The organism is Neorhizobium alkalisoli (genome assembly GCF_002968635.1).
In the GTDB taxonomy this organism is placed as follows: domain Bacteria; phylum Pseudomonadota; class Alphaproteobacteria; order Rhizobiales; family Rhizobiaceae; genus Neorhizobium; species Neorhizobium alkalisoli.
Genome location: NZ_PVBN01000009.1, coordinates 109,215 through 132,843, shown reverse-complemented (window position 1 = coordinate 132,843; position 23,629 = coordinate 109,215). Strand labels below are relative to the sequence as shown.

Here is a 23,629-nt window from a genome sequence, read left to right as displayed (position 1 = left end):
ATGTTCAGATCCCCGTCAGCGCTTCGTTGATGCCGGCGATGATCTCGGCTGCCGCGTCCTCGGCGGATTGCTGGCCGTAGGCGAAGGCTTCGAAATTCGTGTCGAAGGCTTCGGTGACACGCGGATGCTCGTTCAGCGGCGAGACGCCGGGGCTCGACGGTTCCATGACGCGCTTGTAGGCTTCCAGCTGGACAGGCTTGACCTTGCCTTCCTTGTTCAGGACGTCGAGCGCGGCCTTGCTGGAGGGGATGCCTCGTGTCGCGCCCAGCACCTTTACCGCCGCCGGATCGTTGAGAAGGCAGTTGACGATCTGGGCCGCTGCCTTTGGATCCTTGCTGTTTTTGGAGATGGCAAACAGCATCGATGGCTTGCGATAGACACCGTCGGTCTTCGCGCCGGCAACGGTCAGCAACTTGACCGGGACGAGTTCCTGCCCCTTTTCCATGGGCGTGGAAATCTTGCCGTAGGTGCTGTCCCACTGGTAGGTGCCGGCGACCTGGCCTTTAGCCCATTTCTGGTTCTCGTGCAGAGGGGTATTGCCGCCGGCAGCAACCTGCTTCCAGGACTCGATCACGCCCTTGTCCACGAGGGTCTGGTAGAATTTCAGTCCTTCGACGAGTTCCTCTTCCGTCCAGGAAACCTTGTTCGTTGCAGGATCGATCAGGTCTTTGCCGGTCTTCTGCGTCGTACGCAGGATGACCATGAGGCGAGCGTCGAGTGCAGCGCCCTCGAAAGGATAATAGTCCTTGCCGAGTTTCTCCTTCATCTTCGGCGCGGCCGCGATCAGTTCTTCCCAGGTCGTCGGGATAGGCACGCCAGCCTTGTCGTAGGTCGTCTTGTTGAACATGAAGACGCGGCCGGTGGTCGAGACCGGGATACCGTTCAGCTTGCCTTTTACCGTACCGCTGTCGAGATCGGCCTTGGACCATTGGCCGAGGTCGATGATGTCCTTGTATTGGTTGAGATCGGCAAAGCCGGTTCCGTTCTTGGTGAAAAGCGGCAGCCACGGCCAGTTGACCTGCATGATGTCGGCTTCGGTACCGCCGGCGAGCTGCGTGGCGATCTTTTCCTGATGTCCCTGGAAGCCGGTGAATTCCGGCGCCACCGTGTGGCCGAACTTGCCGCCGCAGATCTTGAGCGCTTCCTGCGTTGCGAGGTGGCGATCGTCGCTCCCCCACCAGGACATGCGCAGATCCGCGGCGAATGCGGTCGAAAGGCTGGTTGCGGCAAACAGTGCCGCGGTCATGATCATGGTTCTCATTTTGGCTCCTCCCAAGTTGGAACGCTGAAGTTTCAGATCGCCAGGCTGATGTTTTCACCTGTTTGGCGATCGAACAGGTGGACTCCCTTCGAATCCGGGCTCAGCCAGACCCAATCATCGCGAAGCGCGGCACGGTCATAGGCAGCCGAAGGCACCACGGCGATCAGACGCCTCGGCCCGACATCGACGTAGAGGTAGACCTCGTGGCCCATGAATTCGATGTGGTTGACCTTGCCTTTAAGCGTGCCGGGCGTCTCGGCTTCGGCGATGCGCAGATGCTGAGGCCGGATGCCGAGCGTCACTTCGCCGGATGTTTCGGCCGACAGCCGGCGCGCGAATTCATCACCGAGGGCGACTGTCTGATCCGCAGCCTTGACGTGGGTTTGTCCCTTAAGCTCGCCATCCAGGAAATTCATCTCAGGGCTGCCGATGAAGCCGGCGACGAAGGTATTGGACGGACGGTTGTAGAGCGTCACGGGATCGGCGACCTGCATGATGTGGCCGTCCTTCATGACGCAGATCCGGTCACCCATGGTCATCGCCTCCGTCTGGTCGTGGGTGACATAGACGACCGTTGCCTGCTGACCTTCGGCCTTCAGCCGCTTGTGCAGATCGGTGATGCGCACGCGCATCGAGGCGCGCAGCTTTGCGTCCAGGTTCGAGAGAGGTTCGTCGAACAGGAAAACCTGCGGCTTCTTGATTAGTGCGCGTCCGACCGCGACACGCTGCGCCTGGCCCCCGGAAAGCTGCTTTGGCAGCCGATCCAGGAGCGGGTTTATTTCCAGCAGTCCCGAAACGTGCTCCGTCGCCTTTTCGATTTCTTCGGCAGGGCGGCGTTTCAGCCGCATGCTGAACGACAGGTTCTTGCGCACCTTCATATGCGGGTAGAGCGCATAGTTCTGAAAGACCATGGAGATGCCGCGGTCGCCCGGCGGCTTTTCGTTCACCAGCTCTCCGCCGATCCGGATCTCGCCGCCGGTGATCCGCTCGAGGCCGGCGATCATGCGCAGAGTCGTGGATTTGGCGCAGCCGGAAGGTCCAACCAGCACCATGAACTCGCCGTCCTCCACATCGAGGTTGATGCCATGCACGGCGCGAAACGAACCATAGTCCTTTTCGAGATTTCTCAGTTGCAGACGTGCCATGTCACTATCCCTTGATGCCACCGGACGAGATGCCGTCGATGAAGTATTTCTGCGCGAGGAAGAAGACCGCGAGCGCCGGCGTCAGCGCCAGCACGGACATGGCGAGCACGCGGTTCCACTCGAAGGCCTCGGTGGTGTCGATCGAGAGTTTCAGCGCCAGCGAGACCGGATACTTGTCGACCGACGAAATGTAGATCAGCGGCCCCAGGAAGTCGTTCATGGTCCACATGAACTGGAAGAGGCAGACGGAGATCAGAGCGGGCATCAGCAGCGGCACAACGATGAAGATCAGCGTTTGCCAGGTGGTGGCGCCGTCGACGCGGGCGGCTTCCTCCATATCGCGCGGGATGGCGCGCAGGAACTGCACCAGCATGAAGACGAAGAAAGCGTCTCCTGCGAAGGCCGATGGCACCCAGAGCGGCAGGAAGCTGTCGAGCCATCCGAGATCACGGAACAGCAGATACTGCGGGATGCGAGTGACGACGTTCGGCAGAAGAAGCGTGGCGATCAGCGACGCGAAGAGCACCTTCTTGAACGGGAAGTCGAAGCGGGCAAAACCGTAGGCGACGGCAGTGCAGGAAATCGCGGTGCCGATCACCTTCGGTATGACGATCCACAGCGTGTTCAGGAAGAAGGTCCCGAAGGAATAGGGCGTCGAGGTCTGCCAGCCCTTGATGTAACCGTCGAGCGTCGGGTTTTCCGGCCAGAAGCCGGGATTGGCGAAGATCTCCGAATTCGTCTTGAACGATGCGCCGATCAGCCAGATCAGCGGGTAGAGCATCAGCAGACCGACAGCGGCGAGCAGAAAATAGCGCAACGCGATGCTTGCCTTGTGGCGGCGTTGCTCGCGGGCGCGGACGCCGGCGATCTCGCCAACCGTCGACGCATCATGGGAGAGAACGTGTTCGGTCATGGTCAGCTCCTCTTGTCGCCGGCGTAATAGACCCAGTGGCGCGAGGACCAGAAGGCGATGAGGGTGAGTGCCATGATGATGACGAAGAGGACCCAGGCGATCGCCGAGGCATAGCCCATGTCGAACCGCTTGAAGGCTTCGTCATAGATGTAGATCGGCAGTAGATAGGTGGACTTCAGAGGCCCCCCTTGGGTGATGATGTAGGGGCCGTTGAACTCCTGGAAGGCCTGGACCATCTGCATGATCAGGTTGAAGAAGATGACCGGCGTGATCAGCGGTAGCGTGATGTAGACGAAGCTCGTCCACTTGCCGGCCCCGTCAATAGAGGCTGCCTCATAGAGCGTCTTGTCGATGCTCTGCAGCGCCGCCAGGAAGATCACCATGGCCGAGCCGAACTGCCAGAGGCGGAGCAGGGTGATGGTAAAGAGCGCGTTGGTCGGATCGCCGAACCAGTTGACGGATTCGAAGCCGAGCAGGTTCAGGCCCATGTTGACGAGGCCGACATCGGCAAAAATGTAGCGCCACAGCACAGCGATCGCGATCGAGCCACCGAGGATCGACGGCACGTAGTAGGCCGTGCGGAAGACGTTGATGAACTTCAGCTTGTAGTTCAGGATCACGGCCATGAAGAGCGCGAAGGCAAGCTTCAGCGGCACGGTCGTGAACACGTAGACAAGCGTCACCCAGAGCGATTTGCGGAAGGTGCGGTCGTTGGTGAAGAGCTTGACGTAGTTCGCCAGGCCGGTGAAGACCGGCTCGTCCATCAGGTTGTAGTTCGTGAAGCTCAGATAGAGCGACGCGACGAAGGGCACCGTCGTGAAGATCAGCAGCCCGATGATGTAGGGCGATAGGTAGAAGAGCCCGAGGAACCGGCTGTCTCCGCTCATGCTGCTTTCCCCGCTTGTGCGAGTGCTTCCGGCAGGCGCTGCATCGCCGCGACAATCATCTCGCGGAAGAGGCCTGCGGCGCGATCGGGAGGCAGCGCAACCCAGTTGAGCGAGCCGTCGGTGATATAGGCAGTCTTAAACGAAGAGATACTTCCCGTAATGTGCATCGCAATTTCTGGCATAGGAACTCCGCGGCGCCCAATACGTGTCGGGCACCTTGCAGATTTCCGCCATTTCCTCCCAATCTGGCCTTCTGATATGTTGAGGTCTCAGCTCCTGCGCTGATAATCTCATCTTGGCGGCGGGATCAAATCGACAAATTCGGGGAAAAGGATGGACGAAATTGAAGGTAGTGTTCTGGCCGGAATTCCCATGGGCGCGCTCGCCCTGACGCTGACGCGTTCAACCATAAGGATGCAGCACACCCACAGCTGGAAAGTCGACAAGTCGAACAGCGTGCACGACCTCATCATCTGCCTGACGGGTTCGGCGCAATACGAGGTCGAGGGCGAGACGGTCGATGTGGAACCGGGGAGAGCCATGCTTCTGCCGGCCGGTACGCGCTTCATCGGCTACTCTACGTCAAAGGAGCTCTACACCGGGATCGCCCAGCATTTCACCCTGGACCTCTTCGGGCGCCTCGACATGATTTCGCAGATGAACCTCAGAAAAGCGGTGACGCTTGCCCGCTGGGATATGATGCAGCCGTTGGCCCGCTACTACCACGACAATGCACCGCCCTATTCCACGACCCTTCTGCAGCACCATCTCTTCATGTTCCTGCTGATCGAGTTCATCGAGCAGGCGCATATCGGCTGGCGGGAGCAGTCGGTCGGCAACGTCAACAATCCCGACGCCCTTTCGTTTTCCGTGATGGTTGCCGCCAGTCAGATCGCGGCCGATCCCCTGAATGACGAGATCGTGGAACGGGCGGTAGGCGCGGTGCCCTACAACAGCGATTATTTCAAGCGCGAATTCCGCAAGCGGGTCGGCTGGACGCCTGACAAATATCAGGAGTTCAAGCGCATGGAGCGCGCCATGGGGCTGATGGCCGGCGGCTGCAGCGTGAAGCGGGCCGCAGAGCTTTCCGGTTACTCGGACGCCTACTATTTCTCCCGAATGTTCAAGCGCTACATCGGCATCAGTCCCTTAGGCTACCAGCAATCGGAGAGGAGAAGCCGTGAGGGGGCGTTTCCACGTGGAGAGGAAGACGGACAGCTCCTCTACCCGCTGACGCGATGAGGCCCGCGAAAACGCGGGCGGCAGATGTCATGCAACAGAGCAAAAAGCCCCCCGGCTTCGCTCAATGGAGCTGTTTCAATCCAACCGATTCGCGTTATCTGTTGAGAGTGGGCTTTTGCTGAAAGGCGGCCATGGCAGCGGCGGACCGGGACACGGAATCAGAGGCGGCGGACATATGCATCGTCGGCGCCGGCCCTGTGGGACTTGCGCTTGCTTTCAAGCTGGAAAAGCTGGGACTTGACGTCACTCTTCTGGAAATGGGGGCCGACGGCGCCGCTTTTGGTGCCAATACAGGCAGTATCGAATTCCAGAATGCTCATCATGCGCCTTCGCTTGCGATGTCGCGACCCGGGATCGGCGGCGCATCGGCGCTCTGGGGCGGCCGTTGCGTCGCCTTCGACGACCTGGATTTCGAGGAGCGCAGCCATGTGCCCTATTCCGGCTGGCCCATGCCGCACGAATCCTTGCGCCCCTATTATCCGGAAGCCTTCTCCTTTCTGAATTGCAGTTCGACGCAACCGGCTCTTAAGAAGCTTTGCATTCCCGACGCATCGATCTCCACCGATGCGATCGAGCGCTGGAGCCGGCAGCCTGATCTGGGAGCCGAAAGTGCTCAGCGGTTGAACGGCTCCCGGCGAATACGGCTGCTGAATGGTCGAGCCACCGGCATTCGAATTGATGCCTCGGGCGGGCAGGTCGAGAGCATCACGGTTCAACGAGACGGCAAGGAAATTCCGGTTGCAGCCAGGAATTTCGTTCTGGCGGGCGGCGGGCTCGAAAATGCCCGTCTGCTTCTCTCGCTGCAACGGGACTGGCCGGAGTTTTGCGGTGGAAATGAGGGACCCGCCGGACGCTTCTATCAAGGGCACCTGACGGGCTATATCGCGCTGCTGCAGTTCGAGAAGCCGGAGATGGCAAGACAGTTCGCCTTCCAGCTCGACGACCAGGGCCATATCTTTCGCAGGCGGTTTCAAGTCTCCGCGACCGTACAGTTGGAGGAGCGGCTTCTCAACTGCGTCTTTTGGCTGGATGCCGTCTCGATCGCAGATCCGATCCACGGATCCGGCGCACTGTCGCTCGTCTATCTCTTCCTGAAGACCCTGGGGCTCTATCGCCGTCTTTCGAATGGGCTTGCTCCAACGTCGAGAGGAGCGCAGAACATCGACCGCAGGCAGCACTGGAGGAATATCTTCACCGATCGGCGCTGCTTGATCGATCTGCTCGGCGTGCTTCAAAGCATGCGCCAGCGGCGCCGCAGCCGGTGGCGTACGCTGGTGAATCCCAAAGGCCGCTATCTCCTCCGCTACCACGCCGAGCAGGTGCCCAATCCGGAAAGCCGCGTGTTCCTCAAGGCGAACGACGGACAGGCGCCGAGCGATCCGCTGGCCGTCGATTACAACGTGATCGATCAGGACCTCTCATCTGTGCTGAGGTCGCACGAAATTCTTGACGATTGGCTGCGGCGCAATGGACTTGGCCGGCTGGAATATCTGCACGCTCCCGAAGAGCGGCGGCAAGCGGTGTTGAACCAGGCCTTCGACGGGTACCACCAGATCGGCCTCAGCCGGATGGCGGCAGCGCCGGCTGAAGGCGTGGCCGATGCGGATTGCCGCGTCCACGGCATAGCCAATCTTTACCTTGCAGGCAGTTGCCTCTTCCCGACCGGCGGGCATGCAAATCCCACGCTGCCGGCCGTGGCGCTCGCCCTCCGCCTTGCGGAGCATCTCAAGGATGAGAGCCCAACGACCCCGAAGGACTGATTATCCCGGCGCCTTATTGAGCCGGACCCCGTATCGGCAAACGCCGGAGGGAAGGCCTCTTTCCTTTCAACAGGGATTGGATCGGCTTTTCCAGGCATTCATAGGCGGCGATCCCGGATGCGGTGCCCAATACGACGGCGACCAAAAGGATCGCCGCTGCGGGAAGCGCAAGCATGAAGCCGATCTTTACGACGACGGAGATGGTGAAGGTATGCCAGAGGTAGATGGAATAGGAGCTGTCGCCCAGATAGGCGAGGAAGGGAAGTTTCCGCAGATGGGCGTTCGCCTCCACAGCCAGCGCTCCGAGCACGAGAAGGACCGCCAGCGGGCCGCAGGTCAAGGCGTCGAACTCCAGCTTCAGCAGATGGATCGTCGCGAAGCCCGCGATCGATGCAGCGATGAGCGAAAGGCCGACTATTGGCGACGGCAGGCGTCGTGCGGTCCATAATTTCGCCAGCGCCGCTCCTGCGACAAATTCCAGGATGAGAGGCGCGGTGTAGAAGGCCAGGATCGGGTTCTTCGGTTGCAGCAATGCGCCTGCCATAACGAAGACGCCGAAGATGAGCGTCAGAGCCAGGAGCCGCGACGCGGGCCTGAGGAACAGGACCAGAGCGAAGAGGGCATAGAAGAAAATCTCGTAATTCAGCGTCCAGCCCTGAACGAGAACCGGCCAGAGGTTTCCGCTGCTCGGCGAGGCGACGGGAATGAAGAAAAACGATCCGAACGTGTGAGCGAGGTCCAGCTGCAGGTTCGGAAAGACGCCGGCGACCGCGCCGATCACCATGACCAGGGTGGCTGCCCAGTAGGCCGGCGCGATGCGCAGAAGACGGTTGCGGAGGAAATCGCCGGGACCGACCGGTCGGCTGTCGCTGATGGCCATCATGATGAAGCCGCTTACCACGAAGAACACGTCGACACCCGCGGCGCCGATCGTGAAGGGCAGGCCCGTCCGTTCGCCGGCGTGGAATACCACGACGGCCAGGGCAGCGAATGCTCTCAGATACTGGATGGAGTATAGCGTCTGCATCTGGGTCGGGGCCTCTATAATGGCACGTCAAAGGGCAAAGAGAAGCGGGGAGAAGCTCGCGGGATGGGCTTTTGGCCCATCAGGAGCGCCGATGCCGCAGCTCGAAGCCGTTTGCGTGTCCGAAGGATGCGGGCGCTTCGACGCCCTGCGGGCTGCCTGTGCCGGCAGCGAAACGGTCGAAATAATGCCGGTTTGCCTGGACCTGCCTGACCGCCAGTTTGCCGGTGGCGAAATAGAGCAGAAACGAACCGACATGATAGGGATGCATGATGTCGATTTCGACGAAGGACCGGATGAGCAGCAGGCCGGCAATGCTGAAGAGGAGCAGGGATTCCGGGTTCCGGGCCACCGTGAGCAGGCGCCGCAGATGGCCGATGAGGGTGGTCAGCAGAATGAAGGTGAGGAGCAGTGTCCCGACCAATCCCGTTTCCACCATGGTTTCGATGTAGGTGTTGTGGAAATGGAAGCCGCTGCGGGAAGCGATGAAGAAATCCTGCCAGAGCCTTTCCGCCTCCGAAAAACCGATGACCCAATATCCCTGATAGCCGATACCGAAGAGCGGGTGCTGCCGGGCCGCCTCGATTCCCTGCTGCCATAGATAGGTCCTGCCCGTCAGGGTCGAATCCTTGCCGAAGACGGAGAGGATCGCATCCAGGGCGCCGAATTGCAGTGCGCCGACAGCCGCGATCGCGACCAGAACCAGGGAGGCGGCAAAGAAGATTCGCCGGGTCCGGGGTGACAAGGACATGATCGCCTGCATTCCCAGACAAAGGGCGATGACGCCCATCGTGGTGATGACAGAGGTTGCCGATTTCGATGCCGCGAGCGAATAGGCCGAAATCAGACCGCTTAGAGCGGCGCCAACGAGCCAGACAGATCGCGCCCGGAATACCAGGATTGCGGCGTATGAAAAGAAGGCGCCAAGCGAGGCATAAAAACCCAGCTGGTTCTTGGAGGAGAAGGCGCCGACGAAACTGTAGCCGCCGTCGATGGCATCGTAGAGATAGGTACCGAATAGCAGCGAATACATCAGCACGACCGCAGTGCCGACGATCGCGCCGCGAGTGAGGGTCTGCGCGCTGATCGTCCGTACGGCGATCAGCGCGCAGATGATGTGCGTGAGATACTGTATGGACGTACGCAACGATATGCCGAAGGCGGGCGACCAGAAGGCGGAGAGGAAACAGAACAGCGCAAAGCTGAAGATCCAGATGTATTTCAGATAGTTGCCGAGTACTCGCCGATAGTCGACGAGAACCAGCAGGAACCACGCGCCATAATAGGCAAGGATCGAAATCTGCCCGAACCGGCTCGAATAGGCAAAGACGAAAAATGACAGCGCGACAGCCGCGATGCCATAGATCTCGTTGCGATCCGAATCGATCAGTGCAGATTTGGCGATCCTCATGCCGTCCTCACTGCATCAGGAGTTCTGAGCTGACTTTGATGACGTCGCCGGGCAGAAGCTTGTCGTTTTCGCCAACGGTCATCTCCTTCGGTCCCTGGCCGTCGTCTCTCACCACGAGGTATTTGATCGTGGCGGCCTGGCCGGAGGGGTCGAATTTCAGAGCTTCCGCAGATTGTGCCAGTGCTTCGGCCATCATCTCGCGGCTGGTGGTGAGCTGCAATCCGAGCTTTTCGAGCTCGGCCTCGGTGTCCTGCAGTTCCTTGCCGCGCTGCGCTTCCCAGTCGTTGCGCAGATTGACTTCGTCCTGGTTGGCCTTGTTGATGTCCTGCTTGGCGCGCAGTGCGGCTGTATCCGTATCGAGCATGTTCGATTCGAGGTCTGCCGCCCGTTCTTCGGAAGTGAGGCGCCGGCTCGATGTCGCCAGTCCCTGTTCCGTCAGACGGGCCATCTTGTCCCGATCTTCGCTGACAAGCTGCAGCTGACGTTTCTGGGTTTCGGCTTTCCGGCTGAGCGACTGTACCTCGGTTTCGAGAAGGCCGCGGAGGTCTGCCAGCGCCTTCAGCTGAAGCTCATAGCGATCCCGCCGCGATTTCATGAGCGCAGCTTCGCTGGCGATCAACTGGGGCGCGTTGGGAGTCTTTTCGAGTTCCGCAGGCATCTTGATTTCCGGTACGCGAGCGATTTCCGCCTGCAATCGGGCACGGCGGGCGAGCAGCCTGCCACGCGAGGAATCGTAGACCGCAGCGTCACCGCGGGCATCGATGAAGTCCCGCGCGAAACGCTGGCCGGCATCGGAACGCCGAAGTCCGCCGGAAAGGCTGACAGCCTTCAAGACGGTAAGATTGGGCGCATAGGGGTATTCACCGGGCGTATTCACATCGCCGGTGACAAAGACCGGACGGAACTGGGCGATCTCCACCGAAGCGGAGGGAAGATTGCGCAGCGCGAACTTGCTGCGCAATTCCTCGCCGATGGTTTTCGCCACTTCTCCGGTCGTCTTCCCTGCGGCGGGGAGGTCGCCGACGAAGGGTAGGGAGAGCGAGCCTGTGGGGCCGATCGTGTAATCGCCGCTGACTGCATCCCAGTTGCGTACGGTACCGTCGGCCGGCTGCCATTCCGCAACGCGGATACGCAGCTTGTCCATCACGCCGAGGCGATAGCTGTTGTCATTCGCCAGGGCGCTGCTGGTCAGCGCGAGAAGCGCGCCGGCCAGAAAGCATAAAACACGCAGGCTCCTCGCGGAGGCGGTTCGTATCTGCATGGATTTTTTCCTCAAGTGGCGTGGAATTGCTTCCACGCTCCGGGTCCATCATTTCCCGATCGGTCAGGCGACCGGTGTTCGGGTCATGTGGAAAGAGAAAGAACGATCAGTAGCTGCCGCGTGCCATGCAAACGGCAGGGATAGTTCTCACAATGATCGAGACATCGCCGAGAAGCGACCAGTTCTGAACATACTGCGTATCGAAAGCGATGCGGCTTTCGTAGGAGACGTCATTACGGCCGCTGATCTGCCACAGGCCGGTAAGGCCCGGGCGGGTCCGAAGGTAAAAGGCGGCAAAGCTGTCATAGAGGTTCAGCTCTTCGTCCACCACCGGCCGGGGGCCGACCACGCTCATCTCTCCACGCAGGATGTTGAGGAGCTGGGGCAGTTCGTCGAGGCTGAGCTTACGCAGGACCGTTCCCACGACTGTCACCCGCGGGTCGTTCTTGAGTTTGCGGGTCGCCCGCCACTCTTCCGCAGCTTGCGGATTGTCTCGGAGGTAATTCCGCAGAACTTCATCGCCATTGACGGCCATTGTGCGGAACTTCAGGCATTTGAACGTGCGGCCATTATGACCGATCCGACGATGTCCGTACAAGACCGGTCCATGGTCGGAAAACTTTACCAGCGCCGCGATCATAATGAAAATGGGGCTGAAAAGGAGGAGTGCGAGGGCGGCGGCTGTTATGTCGAAGCTTCGCTTCGCCAAGCCGCCGGTGGGCAGAACCCTGCCGGCTTGGTCAGAAGTTGAAAACGGCGAACCTGCCGAACGTGTCGCTGACTTCATAGAGTGAACTCCATTTAGGTTTTGCGATAGTCGGTGCCATTACGGCGCTTATTTCCGTGCAATGTGATAATAAGTCTGTGTTCGGAATTTGATGCCAGCCAAATTTTCGGTTCAACCATGTGGGATGGCTGGTCGTCCTCGTGCGGCCTGCCTGTGGTCAGGGGCTTTCTATTGTGAATCCCCCCGGTGAAAGCTGAAAAACTACTGTAAGCCTCTCGTAGAGATGGCCTGGTAACCAATATTCTTAACGCCCCCTCATATATAGATCACGCGTACCCCCGCTTGCATTTCAGCTATACTCCCGCCCGGTCTTTGCGACCGGGACCAAAGTAGCTTGCGGTTAGGACCAAAGGCCCACCCCTGTTGCGCCGCAATACAATGTTGCACTGCAATAATCGGCGGGCCGCCTTCTTAAGCTTTGTAACAAAAGTTGATCAAGTCTCGGTTCGCTTGGGCTGTGGAAACGGAAAAAACGTTCCAGCGCCTCCGAACCGCGGCGGAAATGTGGCAAAAGGGTGGCGATGGTCTCGCGGGCACCGGATAGAAGAGAGAAAGAAACGAGATATTTAAAAGGAACCTGAGGAACCTTACGAAAGTTTCACTAACAGTCCGGCATAAGTGGCGAAGGAAAACTTGAATCCTCTCTTGCAGGCTCTTATGGTTGTTGCAGTGGGAGAGGAGCCGAAAGACCGCCAAACCAAGCAAGTTTGCGGTCGGGAGGAAGGATCATGTACGCACCGCGCGTCTTTGTCAGCATGACAGGGGTACTAATCGCTTTTGCGGTGTCGGCCTATTTTATGACCGACTCGTTTTATACGGCGTTTATACAGACGCTTATCTGTGCCGTCATTCTTCAGGCCGGTTATTTCCTGGGCGTTCTTTACCTGGTGCATCGCGAAAAAAAGTTCCGTGAGGAGGCCGCTTCTCCGGATGCGGTCTCTTCGAAAACCTCCAGGGAGAGCAGCCGGCGGGACACAATGCGCGCGGATGCCGCTCCCAACGTGCCTGCCAGCGATACCTGACGGCTAAGGTTTTTCTACCCCTTTCCACATCGCGGCCACTTTCCTAAGTCCATAGTCCCCGGGACCGATGAAGCATGGAGACCGCTATGGCCGGAACTGCTCACCAGACGATCTGCGTCATCATCGCGGCCAAGGATGCCGCAGACACTATCGGAATAGCCATCCGATCGGCCTTGGAAGAGGCCCAGGTCAGCGAAGTCCTGGTGGTAGATGACGGCTCGACCGACGGCACTGCCGGGGCAGCACGCGACGTGGACGACGGCACCGGGCGGCTCAAGGTGGTTTCATTCGACAGGAATCACGGCCCTTCGGCTGCCCGCAACCACGCAATCGCCATGGCGACCGCCCCGCTGATTGCCATTCTGGATGCTGACGATTTCTTTTTTGCCGGCCGTTTTGGACCGATGCTGGCGGAGGATGACTGGGATCTCATTGCCGACAATATCGCCTTCGTCCATGGCCAAGCGGAGGCCGTCCGTCCGGAAAGCTTCGAAGCCCGTACACGCACCATGTCGCTTGTCGAATTCGTGGAGGGCAACATCTCCCGTCGAGGCCTCAAGCGAGGCGAAACGGGATTTCTAAAACCCGTGATTCGCAGGGCTTTCATCGAGGCTCACGGCCTGCGCTACAAGGAGGAAATGCGGCTCGGCGAGGACTACGATTTCTATGTGCGGGCACTCTCCAGCGGCGCGCGCTACAAGGTGATCGAGCATTGCGGCTATGGCGCCGTGGTGCGGCCGAATTCCTTGAGCGGCAGGCACCGCACGGATGATCTGCGGCAGTTCTACGAGGCGGACGAGGCCATCCTCTCCGATCCGACGCTGTCTTCGGCGGCGCGCAACGTGATCAAGCAGCACAGGGATCATATCCGCGGCAAATACGAGCTGCGTGCGTTCCTGGACGTCAAATCACAGGCGGGAAAGCTCGCTGCCATCCGCCACATACTGGGACGTCCGCAAGCGCTTCCCGCCGTCGTTACCGGCATCTTCTTCGATAAGCTCGATCTGCTCCGTGCGAAATCGAGCGCGCCGGCCGAACCGCCAGGGATGCGTTATCTTCTGCCCGGCATCCCCGCCGCTCAGAAATAATCCCTGCGAATTCCGTCCAATACGGCCCGGAATTTCTGCTTTTTCTCCTCCAGGGCGCTATCCGGGCTGAGCCGTGGCTCGGCGCGGCTCGCCTGCCATAGAGCCAGCACGGAGGGCGCCGCGAGAAATTGCTTGGCCATGCAGCGAAGGCCGCTCTGGGGCGGGGCGGGGCGGGTGATGACGTCGCCGGCGGGTATATCATCCGGAGCCGCGTGGGGAGTCGGCTGCTCTTTGTCGAACCGCATGCCCCAGAAGCGCGAATGTTTGGCGACGGCCTCAGCGCGGGTCGAGACGGGCACGTAGCGCGGTTCATAGGTTGTGCCGACAGAGCTCGCCCAGTCGTTCCACTTGAAATTGTTGATGGATCTGGATGTGCTGACCGCCACCCACGGCACCCGGAATGCGTCCGCCAGGATTGCTCCGTGCATGGATTCGGCGACGATCAGCTCCGACTGGGCGATATGCCGGATCACGGATTTCGCCTCGCCACGCGGATCGAGATAGGTAAGCCCGACGGGCTCGCAGACAGACCCCCACATGCCGAATTCGGCCGATTCCCAATGGGGAATGAAGGTCTTCTTGTGGATCTTCGGCAGGTTCTGGAATTCCGGCATGTCGGTGATCATGGCGGCCGGATCGGTAACGCCCATATCGGGCGAAAGCCCGAGTTTCTGGGCCGTCAGAGGCCCGCGCACCGCGCGGACATCCCATTCGGCGGCATTGCCGGTTTCCGGAGGAGTGCCATAACCGTAGCCGCTTCCGACGACGAGTTTTTTCTGACCGCTCGGCAGAAGAACCGGATTGAGCACCGTCCCGACGCCCACCAGGAGAACGTCCGGATGGACGTCCCGGAAGCCCGGAAGCAGGAAATCCCAGAGCCAGAGATTGAGGTCGTCGCCAAAATTACCGTGATGCGATTCCCAGTAGTACGCTTTCATGCGGGCCTCCGCGGGATGATGGTTGAAAGGGATGTGCGGATGTCAGCGCGCGTTGCGCCCGAGCTTTCCGGCACCGAGTTCGAAGGCCGCCCGGATGAGCCCCGGATCGCGCATGACCCAACGCGCAAGCAGGCCAAAATCGGGCGATTGCCGCCGTTTGACGCGGCTCGCCTGGCTCCAGAGGGCCTGGCGGCGAGCTGTGTTCTTGTAGGACGCAATCGATGCCACGTCGCCCGGGCGGGAGCGAAAGCGCTCCTCCAGCGTGTCGAGCGCCACCCAGGTGTTGAACTGCTGGCGAAGGAATTGCGGCGAGCGGTTGTCGATGCTGTGGAAGATGTTGAGGCCCATGCCGCGCGCCGCGCCGGGCGCGTCGCAGAGCAGCGTCCGCTTCGATTTCAGGATGCAGTCGCAGAAGAAGAGCACATCCTCCGCAGCCAGTCGGAGCGATGGCTCGAAGCGGACCGTTTCGAATACCGGCCGGGCGATGACCATGCAGGAAAGATGCAGGAAACTCCAGTTCTTGAGCATGATGCTCGCCAGATCCGGCATCTCGATGACGAGCGGCTCCTCGGAGTGCCTGACGCCACCCTCAGTCCGCTCGAGCTCGGCCATGCCGAAGTGGTAATAGAACTCTTCGCTGGGCTGCATCGAGGCCCAGTAGCACTCCGCCCCGAACCGGGTCATGCTGTCATAGGCATTCTGGAGATGGTCCGGCAGCCAGACGTCGTCGGAATCCAGCAGCGCAACGAACCGCGTGTCCGCCGGCACATTGTCGAGACCGGTATTGCGCGCTCCTCCCGGCCCACCGTTCGGCTGGCGAATGACTCGAATGCGAGATTTCCAAGCTTCATCAACATCTTGAAGCTCAATCTCGGCGGGCAGGGGGGACTCGTCGTCGACGATGACTATGTCGAAGTCCTGATAGTTTTGATCGAAGATCGATTTCAGGGCCCGGCGCAGTATGCCGGCCTCCTTTTGATAAAACGGAATAACAACCGTGAACGTCGCCATGTTTTCGCCCCTGCTTCCTCAAAGAATTGCAAGCCGCTGACTATCGTCGGGCTCCGGGTTAGGCGGCAGCTCGCTGCCGTATAAGACTGAACTTCAGCAACGGGATTTTGACATATGCTCCAACCAAAGGCGTGAAGCGGTCACGCCGAATGTCGGCTGAAGCGTGCTATCAAAGACCGCCACATTCGGGCTGAAATTTGTCACGGCGTCGATTCCGGCAAGACCACAGATGCCGGAAGATTTTAAATTGGTACCTGAGACGCCTATTTCTGCTGCAGTTTCCGGCCATGATCGGCGCGGCGCATCTCACCATCTTTCGAGACGGTGTGTGGCTCACGCTTCGAAAAATTCCGCGATTTATCCGTCACCGGCAGCTGGGGGCCGCAGCTGAGTGCCCTTCGCCTCAATGTGCCGCAAAGTTGCCTTGATCCTGCCACACTTCAAGTGGGTTTGGAGCCCGCGCGGTAACCCGGTACGGTCACATAGAACATTTTTGTCGCCGAGAAACAGAATTTTTCCGCGTGCTGCGCTGCAACAATCATCTATGAAAACTTGGCGCGAAACCCTTGGAAATTATGATAGGTGCTACAAATTCTGAGGGGTAAAAAACAATTGAGCCAGGGCCCCCGAGACCTGTCATCAAACGTTTTTTTGCTGCGTCGCCACATTTTGCGCCAAAGTCGGGGCGATCCTTTTTCGGATTGCGGGCTCAAGTCTGCTCTGATTGAAACGGCGGTGAAGGGAGGCACTGCCCAAAAGGGGTGACTCGTTTGACTGTTGATCAGAACATATCCTCCCGTATCAATTTGATGCGTATACTGCTGATATCCGGCATCGTGTTCGTGCATGTGCCGCATGATCCGCAGACCAGCCCTTTCATCGGGGCAAACGGTTTCTTTGATTGGCTGCGCGTCTTTCTAGGCGACAGTCTGTTTCGTATCGGCGTGCCGTGCCTGAGTGTCATCTCGGGCTATCTGTTGTTCCAGCGCGGCTGGAGCGGGTTCGATTATTCAAAGACGCTGCGTTCGAAGGCGAGAACCGTGCTGATTCCCTTCCTGCTTTGGAACGGGGGCCTGTTTGTCGCGGTGTTCGCGGCTCAGCGCATGGGCGTCGGCGCGGGTTATTTTCCTGATCTATGGAATGACTCGCCGCGGGAATTGTTGAGCTACGGGCTGGCGACGGAAGATCTGCCGATCAATCTGCCGCTTTATTTCCTTCGCGACCTCGTCGTCTGCATCATCCTTTCGCCGATCCTCGCGTTCCTGGTCCGCCGTTATCCAGCGCCGACGCTCGGCGTCCTGTTTTTTGTGGCGATCCTGCCCGAGGTGACGCTCGGGATCGTGCTGAAGAAAACCATCCTTTTCAGCTTCACGCTCGGCATATTCCTGGCGCTCAACCGGCAGGACCTCAAGGCATTCGACCGGTTCGCCGGCGTCGGCAGCGCGGCTGCGCTCGCGGCTGCGGCCCTGCTTTCCGTCGTTCAGTATCAAACGGGGCCGGACTTCCCATGGGCCGTCGATCTTGCCCGCAACACGCTATCGATCCTCGGTGTCGGCGGCTTCTGGCTGATGTCGGCCTTCCTGATCCGCCCGTGGATCGGCCGGCGCCTCGCTGCCACCGGCAGCCTGAGCTTCTGGATATTCTGCGCCCATTATCCCCTGCTCGTGGTGATGTGGATGGTGTGGAACCGCCTGGCGGGAGATGAATTCTACCTGCTCTTCTACTTCGGCGCGGCGCTGGCGAGTTTCATCATCCTCGCCCTCTCCAACCGCCTCGTCTCTCGGACGATGCCGGCCATCTACGAAGTGCTGACCGGCAGCCGCGGGCGGAAGGCCAAGCTCGCCGCAGCCGCAAAATCCCATTCCTCTGCCGGACTATCTCGCCCTGGCGAACCGGCCATGACGCAACAGCAAAGGTGAAACATGATGGCGAAAGCCAGACAGATTCAGCAGACCTGCACGATCATCATCGCAACCGCAGGGTTGGGCATGCTTTCGACTGCCGCACTGGCGCAGCAGGGAGCCAACAGCAAATCCTTCGTCGAAAACTTCGACAGCCTCGACCGTTCCTTCTGGTACGTTTCCGACGGCTGGAACAACGGCAGCCATCAGAACTGCACTTGGTCGAAGAAGCAGGTACAGGTCGAGAACGGTATCCTGCAGCTGGGATTTTCGGAAGGCAAAGCCAAGGACCGGAACTACGCCTGCGGCGAGATCCAGACGAAGGCGCGCTACGGTTATGGCACCTATGAGGTGCGCATGAAGGCGGCGACCGGCTCCGGCCTCAATTCGGCGTTCTTCACCTATATCGGCCCCACCGACAAGAAACCGCATGACGAGATCGACTTCGAGGTTCTCGGCAAGAATGCGGGTGAGGTGCAGGTCAATCAATATATCGGCGCCAAGGGCGGCAATGAAAAGCTGGTGCCGGTCGCCGGCGGCGCCGACCAGGGGTTCAACGACTATGCCTTCATCTGGGAAGAAAACCGCCTTCGTTATTTCCTGAACGGCAAACTGGTTCAGGAAGTGACTGACAAGGCGAAGATACCGTCGAATCCTCAGAAGATCTTCGTCAGCCTTTGGGGCACGGACACGCTGAAGAACTGGATGGGAGCATTCTCCTATACCCAGTCGGCATCGATGTCCGTCGACCGCATTGCCTTCACGGCGATCGGCGAGGATTGCCGTTTCCCCGAATCCGTACTTTGCACGCTCGACTGAGCGTTGGCTCGCCCGGTTTCCAACGATGTTGGAGTAATCGGACGGGTTTGAAAAGGAGTTGGACCACTTGAGTCTGAATGTTCTCTATCTCGCTCACGATCTCGCCGACGCGGCGATCAGGCGCCGCGTGCTCACGCTGAAGGCGGGTGGCGCAGGCGTCACGGTCGCGGGTTTCAAGCGCGGAGCCAGCGTGTTGGCCGACGAGCGGGATGTGCCGACGATCGTGCTCGGGAGGACCGCCGACGGCCGGTTTGCTCAGCGTATAGGCGCGGTGATCGCTGCACGCATGACCCTGAAATCCAAGTTGGCCAACGTAACTCCGCCGGACGTCATCATTGCCCGCAACCTGGAGACCCTGGCACTGGCAGGCCATGCCGCTTCCCTGTTCGGCCGCGACATCCCCGTGGTCTACGAATGCCTCGACATTCACCGGCTGCTTCTCGACGACGGTGCGAAGGGCCGCCTGATGCGTCAGGTCCAGCGCTATTTCGGTAGCCGGGCCAGCCTGCTCATCACCAGCTCGCCGGCTTTCGTAGAGAATTTCTTCAAGCCTCGTTCCGGACTGGACCTGCCGATCCTGCTGCTGGAGAACAAGGTGCTGGCGTTGAAGCCCGAAGTCGTCTCCGCCGCGCCGGCGCCGCGATTGCCGAAGCCGGGACAACCCTGGCGGATAGGCTGGTTCGGTGCGCTCCGTTGCCGAAAATCGCTGGATATCCTGGTCGACTTCGCAGAACGCATGGACGGCAAGGTCGAAGTCGTGCTGCGCGGTCGCCCTGCCTACAGCGAGTTCGATGATTTCGATGCCAAGGTGAGCGGGGCGCCTCACGTGGAATTCCACGGCGCCTACCGCAATCCGGAGGATCTCGCCGCAATCTATCGCGACGTCCAGTTCAGCTGGTCGATCGACTTCTTCGAGGAAGGGCTCAATTCAAGCTGGCTCCTGCCGAACCGGCTCTACGAAGGCGGTCTCTACGGCGCGGTCCCGATTGCACTTTCCGGAACGGAGACCGGCAGGTTCGTGGAGAACCGGCAAATTGGCCCGATGATTGAAAAAGCCACGCCCGAAGCGCTCGAGACGCTGTTCAACGGTATGACCGAGACGCGTTACCTCGATCTCGTTTCGCACCTTGCCGCCGTCGAGCGCAGCCAGTGGATCACCGGCCCCGCAGATTGCCGCGCCCTTGTCTCCCGGCTCACCGCCCTACATCCCAGCGTCTCGTCGCCGGCAGATGTGTCGGCTGTCTCAACCGTGCAATCGTGAGGTGGAGTATGGTTTCGCGTTTACTCTCCGATATCCAGGATGTCCGAACGCTTCTGGTGATCCCCTGCCTCAACGAGGCGGCGACGATCGAGCCGCTCCTGCGCAAGCTCAACGCACAGCGCGGAACGATGGATATGCTGATCGTCGTGGCCGACGGCGGCAGCCAGGACGGCACGCCCGACATCGTCGGCAGCCTCACATCCGAAATCCCAGATCTTCTGCTGCTCGCCAATCCCAAGCGGATACAGAGTGCTGCCATCAATCTTGCCGTCGATCGTTTCGGCGAGGATCGGGACTATCTCATCCGTATCGACGCACATGGCGACTATCCGGATGACTATTGCCGGACCCTTATCCAGGAGGCGATCGAGATGAACGCCGATTCCGTGGTGGTGGGTATGGAGACGGTCGGTTTCGGCCTCTTCCAGAAGGCAACCGCCATCGCCCAGAACTCGAAGCTCGGCAACGGCGGCTCCAAGCATCGTGCCGGCGGCGGCGGTGAATGGGTCGATCACGGCCATCACGCCCTGATGCGAATTGAGGCCTTTCGTTCAGTCGGCGGTTACGACGAGAGTTTCAGCCACAACGAGGATGCCGAGCTGGATTTCAGGCTGCGTGCCGCGGGCTCCCGCATCTGGATGACCGGCAAGACCTACATGACCTATTATCCGCGAGCCAGCGCGTCGGCGCTCTTCAAGCAATATCTTGCCTATGGTCGCGGCCGCGCGAAGAACCTCCTGAAACACCGCTCGGTCCCGAAGCTCCGGCAGGCAATCCCGTTGGCGGTCGCGCCGGTCGTGGTCGGGGCCTTTCTGGCTCTGCTTTATTGGTGGGCGGCAGTGCCGCTGGCGATCTGGGCCGCGGCCTGCCTCGGCTACGGCGTCTGGATGGCCGTCGGGCAGAAAAATCCCTATGGCCCGCTCGCGTCGCTGTCGGCAATGATCATGCATTTCGCCTGGTCTGCGGGCTTCTGGCTGGAATTGGCCGGTATTCGACCGAGGAGGACTGTGTGATGACGGCAGGCGAAAGATCTGTTCGTATCGATATCGGCATCTGCACCTATCGGAGACCGGAACTGCAGGCGACGCTCGAATCCCTCTTCAGGCTTGCCGAACCCATGGGGGTCCAGCTGCGTCTGATAGTCGCCGATAACGACGCAGGTCCCAGCGCGCGGGCGTTGGTCGACGAGATGCGGGTGCATTCGCCGTTTCCGATCCATTACGTACACTGCCCGGAATCGAATATCTCCATCGCCCGCAATGCCTGTCTTGCCGAAAGCGACGCGGACTATCTCGCCTTCATCGATGACGACGAGACGGCCACGCCCCTATGGCTTGCCGAACTTTTCTCTACCTTGATGCACAGCGGGGCCGATGCGGTGCTCGGCCCGGTCAGGGCGATCTACGACGGCCGAAGCGCGGGGTGGATGCGGAAGGGCGATTTCCACTCCACGATGCCAGTGTGGGTCGATGGGCGGATCAGGACCGGCTATACCTGCAACGTGTTGCTCGACATGCGTTCGCCTGCGGTCGCCGGGCGACGGTTTGCACTTTCGCTCGGACAGAGCGGCGGCGAGGATACCCATTTCTTCACGGGACTGACCGACGATGGAGGGCGCATCGAGTTCGCCCGGGATGCCATTATCGAGGAGCGGGTTCCGGAAAAGCGGGCCAGCTTTTCCTGGCTTGCCAAGCGCCGTTTCCGGTCGGGTCAGACGCATGGACGCATTCTGGCTGCAAAAAACACCGGCCTAAGCCGCGCCAGGCAGACCGGACTTGCGGGCTTGAAACTCGTTTTCTGCACGGCAATGGCTGCGGCGAAGGCATTTTCACCGATCAACCGCAATCGTTATGTCCTGCGCGCCGCGCTTCATGCCGGCGTGGTCTCCGGCACGCTTGGAATGCGCGAAATCCGTCAATATGGAGCCGTCGAAGCCGCATGACGATGTCCGATTTCCATCCAGACGTGAGTTTTGTCATCGCGGCCTACAATGCCGAGGATACGATCGGACAGGCGATTGCCAGCGCCCTTGCCCAGATCGGTGTAACGGTAGAGGTGATCGTCATCGACGATTGCTCGAAGGACGGCACGCGCGAACTCGTGCGCCACTATCCGGATGGTCGGGTGCGGCTCATCGAGCAGGAGAGAAACGGCGGCCCGGCGGCTGCCCGCAATGCCGGATTTGCGGCGGCGCGTGGACGATGGATTGCCGTTCTCGACGCCGACGACACCGTCTATCCGACGCGGCTGCTGACGATGCTGGAGCGGGCGGAGGAAGCCGAGGCTCAGGTCGTGCTCGACAATCTCGACGTTATTCCCATCGAAGGCGGAAAGCCGCAGACGATGTTTACCCGGGAAGCGCTGAAGCGGCGGCCGATCCTGACGCTTGCCGACTTCATCGGCTCGAACGTGATCTTCCAGTCGACCTTCAACTTCGGTTACATGAAGCCGATCTTTGAACGCGATTTCCTGGTCCGCCACCAACTGCGCTTCGATGACACGCTGAGAGTAGGGGAAGACTACCTGCTGCTCGCATCAGCGCTTGCTTGCGGCGCACGCTGCGCGATCACGCCGGATGTCGGTTACGTCTATCACCTCAGGCAGGGTTCGATTTCGCGGGTGCTGGAGCAATCCCACATCGACGCGATGCTGGCCTCCGACCGGGCCTTCCTCGCTCGCTACAAGCTGGATGCCAAGGCCATGACCGCTCAGCGGCGCCGCACCAGAAGTTTCCACGAGGCGACGGCATTTCTGACGCTCGTCGACGAAATCAAGAAAGGCTCCGTCGGAGGCTTCTTGAAAACAGCAATCGGAAATCCAGGTGCACTCAAGCACCTGCGTATGCCGATTGCTGTCCGCATGCGCCGGCTGGTGGGACACCGCTGGCGCCAACTGAAATCCGATCGGATAGGGCGGGGGCGCCCTCCGGAAAGGACGAAGGAATGGATATGAATAGACCAGTTCGAAAGGCGGTGATCCCCGTCGCAGGCAATGGGACTCGGTTCCTGCCGGCCACCAAGGCCATGCCGAAAGAAATGTTGACGATCGTCGATCGCCCCGTCGTCCAGTATGCGGTCGATGAAGCCATGCAGGCAGGGATCGAGAACATCATCTTCGTCACCAGCCGCAACAAGACCGCAATCGAGGACTATTTCGACAGCGCTCCGGAGCTGATTGCGACCCTGACGCGCTCCGGCAAGACCGTGCAGGTGACGCAGCTCGAAAAGATGCTGCCGGTCGCCGGCACCGTGAGCTATACCCGTCAGCAGGTGCCGCTCGGCCTCGGACATGCAGTCTGGTGCGCCCGTGAACTTGTTGGCAACGAGCCTTTCGCCCTCCTGCTCCCCGACATGGTGTCCTATGGCCCTCAGGGATGCATGGCAGGCCTGATGGAACTCTACGAAGAGGTCGGCGGCAATGTCTTTGCAGTCGAGGAATGTGCGCCCGAAGAGACATCCAGCTACGGCGTCGTCGGTGTCGGCCGAGGCGTCAAGAACGGTTTCGAAGTGACCGCCATGGTGGAAAAGCCGAAACCGGAGGACGCGCCGTCAAACTATTACCTGAATGGGCGCTATATTCTCCAGCCGGAGATCTTCGAGCTTCTCGCCCGTCAGGAACGCGGCGCCGGCAACGAGATTCAGCTGACCGACAGCATGCACAAGCTTGCCCAGGTCCAGCCGTTCCATGCGCATCCCTACAGGGGACGCACATTCGATTGCGGCAGCAAGCGCGGCTTTGTCGAAGCCAATGTGGCATTCGCCATGCTGCGCGCCGACATGGGCGCCGAAATCTATGCCTCTCTCAAGGAACTGCTGACCTCGCACGAGACGCGGGTCCAGGCTGCATAGCAAACACAACCTCATTTGCGGCGGACGGCAGCAGCGGCTGCCGTCCGTCA

The 23,629-nt window shown here is 60.1% G+C and carries 22 protein-coding genes; 11 read left to right on the top strand and 11 right to left on the bottom strand.

Annotated features, from left to right (window positions below):
* Positions 1 to 4: 4 nt before the first annotated feature.
* The 5 genes from C5L13_RS19465 to C5L13_RS19445 are packed head-to-tail and all read right to left on the bottom strand — an operon-like array spanning position 5 to position 4,388.
* Positions 5 to 1,261, bottom strand: a complete 1,257-nt coding sequence (locus C5L13_RS19465; protein WP_105384921.1) for an ABC transporter substrate-binding protein — start codon at positions 1,259 to 1,261, stop codon at positions 5 to 7.
* A 32-nt stretch (positions 1,262 to 1,293) separates the two neighbouring features.
* Positions 1,294 to 2,406, bottom strand: a complete 1,113-nt coding sequence (locus tag C5L13_RS19460) for an ABC transporter ATP-binding protein (protein ID WP_105384920.1) — start codon at positions 2,404 to 2,406, stop codon at positions 1,294 to 1,296.
* A gap of 4 nt (positions 2,407 to 2,410) precedes the next feature.
* Complete coding sequence (locus C5L13_RS19455; protein WP_105384919.1) at positions 2,411 to 3,319, bottom strand: carbohydrate ABC transporter permease; 909 nt, start codon at positions 3,317 to 3,319, stop codon at positions 2,411 to 2,413.
* A 2-nt stretch (positions 3,320 to 3,321) separates the two neighbouring features.
* Positions 3,322 to 4,206: a carbohydrate ABC transporter permease gene (locus C5L13_RS19450; protein ID WP_105384918.1), complete on the bottom strand. Its 885-nt coding sequence runs from the start codon at positions 4,204 to 4,206 to the stop codon at positions 3,322 to 3,324.
* Complete coding sequence (locus C5L13_RS19445; RefSeq protein ID WP_105384917.1) at positions 4,203 to 4,388, bottom strand: hypothetical protein; 186 nt, start codon at positions 4,386 to 4,388, stop codon at positions 4,203 to 4,205. The genes C5L13_RS19450 and C5L13_RS19445 overlap by 4 nt, the downstream gene beginning before the upstream one ends.
* Positions 4,389 to 4,539: 151 nt before the next feature.
* On the opposite strand from C5L13_RS19445, the gene C5L13_RS19440 reads away from it, so the two are divergent.
* Positions 4,540 to 5,448 (top strand): AraC family transcriptional regulator, encoded by a 909-nt coding sequence (locus C5L13_RS19440; RefSeq protein ID WP_105384916.1) that lies wholly within the window; start codon positions 4,540 to 4,542, stop codon positions 5,446 to 5,448.
* A 131-nt stretch (positions 5,449 to 5,579) separates the two neighbouring features.
* The gene (locus tag C5L13_RS19435; protein WP_105384915.1) at positions 5,580 to 7,208 is read left to right on the top strand and encodes an FAD-dependent oxidoreductase; all 1,629 of its coding nucleotides are present in this window, start codon (positions 5,580 to 5,582) and stop codon (positions 7,206 to 7,208) included.
* A gap of 13 nt (positions 7,209 to 7,221) precedes the next feature.
* On the opposite strand, the gene C5L13_RS19430 is transcribed toward C5L13_RS19435, so the two are convergent.
* The 4 genes from C5L13_RS19430 to C5L13_RS19415 all read right to left on the bottom strand — a co-directional run bounded on the left by C5L13_RS19430 (position 7,222) and on the right by C5L13_RS19415 (position 11,691).
* Positions 7,222 to 8,235, bottom strand: coding sequence for an acyltransferase family protein (locus C5L13_RS19430; protein ID WP_105384914.1), 1,014 nt, complete (start codon positions 8,233 to 8,235; stop codon positions 7,222 to 7,224).
* A 79-nt stretch (positions 8,236 to 8,314) separates the two neighbouring features.
* Entirely contained in the window at positions 8,315 to 9,643 is a 1,329-nt protein-coding gene (locus tag C5L13_RS19425) for an O-antigen ligase family protein (RefSeq protein WP_105384913.1), read from the bottom strand.
* A 7-nt stretch (positions 9,644 to 9,650) separates the two neighbouring features.
* A complete protein-coding gene (locus tag C5L13_RS19420; RefSeq protein WP_105384912.1) occupies positions 9,651 to 10,904 on the bottom strand; it encodes a polysaccharide biosynthesis/export family protein in 1,254 nt (417 codons plus the stop codon).
* 106 nt (positions 10,905 to 11,010) lie between these two features.
* Positions 11,011 to 11,691 carry a sugar transferase gene (locus C5L13_RS19415; protein WP_105384911.1) on the bottom strand — a complete coding sequence of 227 codons (681 nt, stop codon included), beginning with the start codon at positions 11,689 to 11,691 and terminating at the stop codon, positions 11,011 to 11,013.
* A 728-nt stretch (positions 11,692 to 12,419) separates the two neighbouring features.
* Here C5L13_RS19415 and C5L13_RS19410 point away from each other — a divergent pair.
* Both C5L13_RS19410 and C5L13_RS19405 read left to right on the top strand, forming a co-directional pair.
* The gene (locus tag C5L13_RS19410) at positions 12,420 to 12,713 is read left to right on the top strand and encodes an exopolysaccharide production repressor protein (RefSeq protein ID WP_105384910.1); all 294 of its coding nucleotides are present in this window, start codon (positions 12,420 to 12,422) and stop codon (positions 12,711 to 12,713) included.
* A gap of 86 nt (positions 12,714 to 12,799) precedes the next feature.
* Entirely contained in the window at positions 12,800 to 13,801 is a 1,002-nt protein-coding gene (locus C5L13_RS19405; protein WP_105384909.1) for a glycosyltransferase family 2 protein, read from the top strand.
* On the opposite strand, the gene C5L13_RS19400 is transcribed toward C5L13_RS19405, so the two are convergent.
* Together C5L13_RS19400 and C5L13_RS19395 are read right to left on the bottom strand one after the other, a co-directional pair.
* Entirely contained in the window at positions 13,792 to 14,739 is a 948-nt protein-coding gene (locus tag C5L13_RS19400; RefSeq protein WP_105384908.1) for a polysaccharide pyruvyl transferase family protein, read from the bottom strand. The two genes, C5L13_RS19405 and C5L13_RS19400, sit on opposite strands and share 10 nt — an antisense overlap.
* Positions 14,740 to 14,781: 42 nt before the next feature.
* A complete protein-coding gene (locus tag C5L13_RS19395) occupies positions 14,782 to 15,750 on the bottom strand; it encodes a glycosyltransferase family 2 protein (RefSeq protein WP_105384907.1) in 969 nt (322 codons plus the stop codon).
* Between the two features lie 770 nt (positions 15,751 to 16,520).
* Between C5L13_RS19395 and C5L13_RS19390 the strand changes: the two genes are divergently transcribed.
* The 7 genes from C5L13_RS19390 (at position 16,521) to C5L13_RS19360 (ending at position 23,579) form a co-directional block, all read left to right on the top strand.
* Positions 16,521 to 17,669: an acyltransferase family protein gene (locus C5L13_RS19390; RefSeq protein ID WP_205836856.1), complete on the top strand. Its 1,149-nt coding sequence runs from the start codon at positions 16,521 to 16,523 to the stop codon at positions 17,667 to 17,669.
* 3 nt (positions 17,670 to 17,672) lie between these two features.
* A complete protein-coding gene (gene exoK, locus C5L13_RS19385) occupies positions 17,673 to 18,470 on the top strand; it encodes an endo-1,3-1,4-beta-glycanase ExoK (RefSeq protein WP_407070450.1) in 798 nt (265 codons plus the stop codon).
* Between the two features lie 67 nt (positions 18,471 to 18,537).
* Positions 18,538 to 19,731, top strand: a complete 1,194-nt coding sequence (locus C5L13_RS19380; RefSeq protein ID WP_105385040.1) for a glycosyltransferase — start codon at positions 18,538 to 18,540, stop codon at positions 19,729 to 19,731.
* Between the two features lie 8 nt (positions 19,732 to 19,739).
* Positions 19,740 to 20,744, top strand: coding sequence for a glycosyltransferase family 2 protein (locus C5L13_RS19375; protein ID WP_105384906.1), 1,005 nt, complete (start codon positions 19,740 to 19,742; stop codon positions 20,742 to 20,744).
* Positions 20,744 to 21,673: a glycosyltransferase gene (locus C5L13_RS19370; RefSeq protein WP_105384905.1), complete on the top strand. Its 930-nt coding sequence runs from the start codon at positions 20,744 to 20,746 to the stop codon at positions 21,671 to 21,673. Before C5L13_RS19375 ends, C5L13_RS19370 begins: the two co-directional genes overlap by 1 nt.
* Entirely contained in the window at positions 21,670 to 22,683 is a 1,014-nt protein-coding gene (locus C5L13_RS19365; RefSeq protein ID WP_105384904.1) for a glycosyltransferase family 2 protein, read from the top strand. Before C5L13_RS19370 ends, C5L13_RS19365 begins: the two co-directional genes overlap by 4 nt.
* Positions 22,674 to 23,579 carry a UTP--glucose-1-phosphate uridylyltransferase gene (locus tag C5L13_RS19360; protein ID WP_105384903.1) on the top strand — a complete coding sequence of 302 codons (906 nt, stop codon included), beginning with the start codon at positions 22,674 to 22,676 and terminating at the stop codon, positions 23,577 to 23,579. Before C5L13_RS19365 ends, C5L13_RS19360 begins: the two co-directional genes overlap by 10 nt.
* Positions 23,580 to 23,629 lie beyond the last annotated feature (50 nt).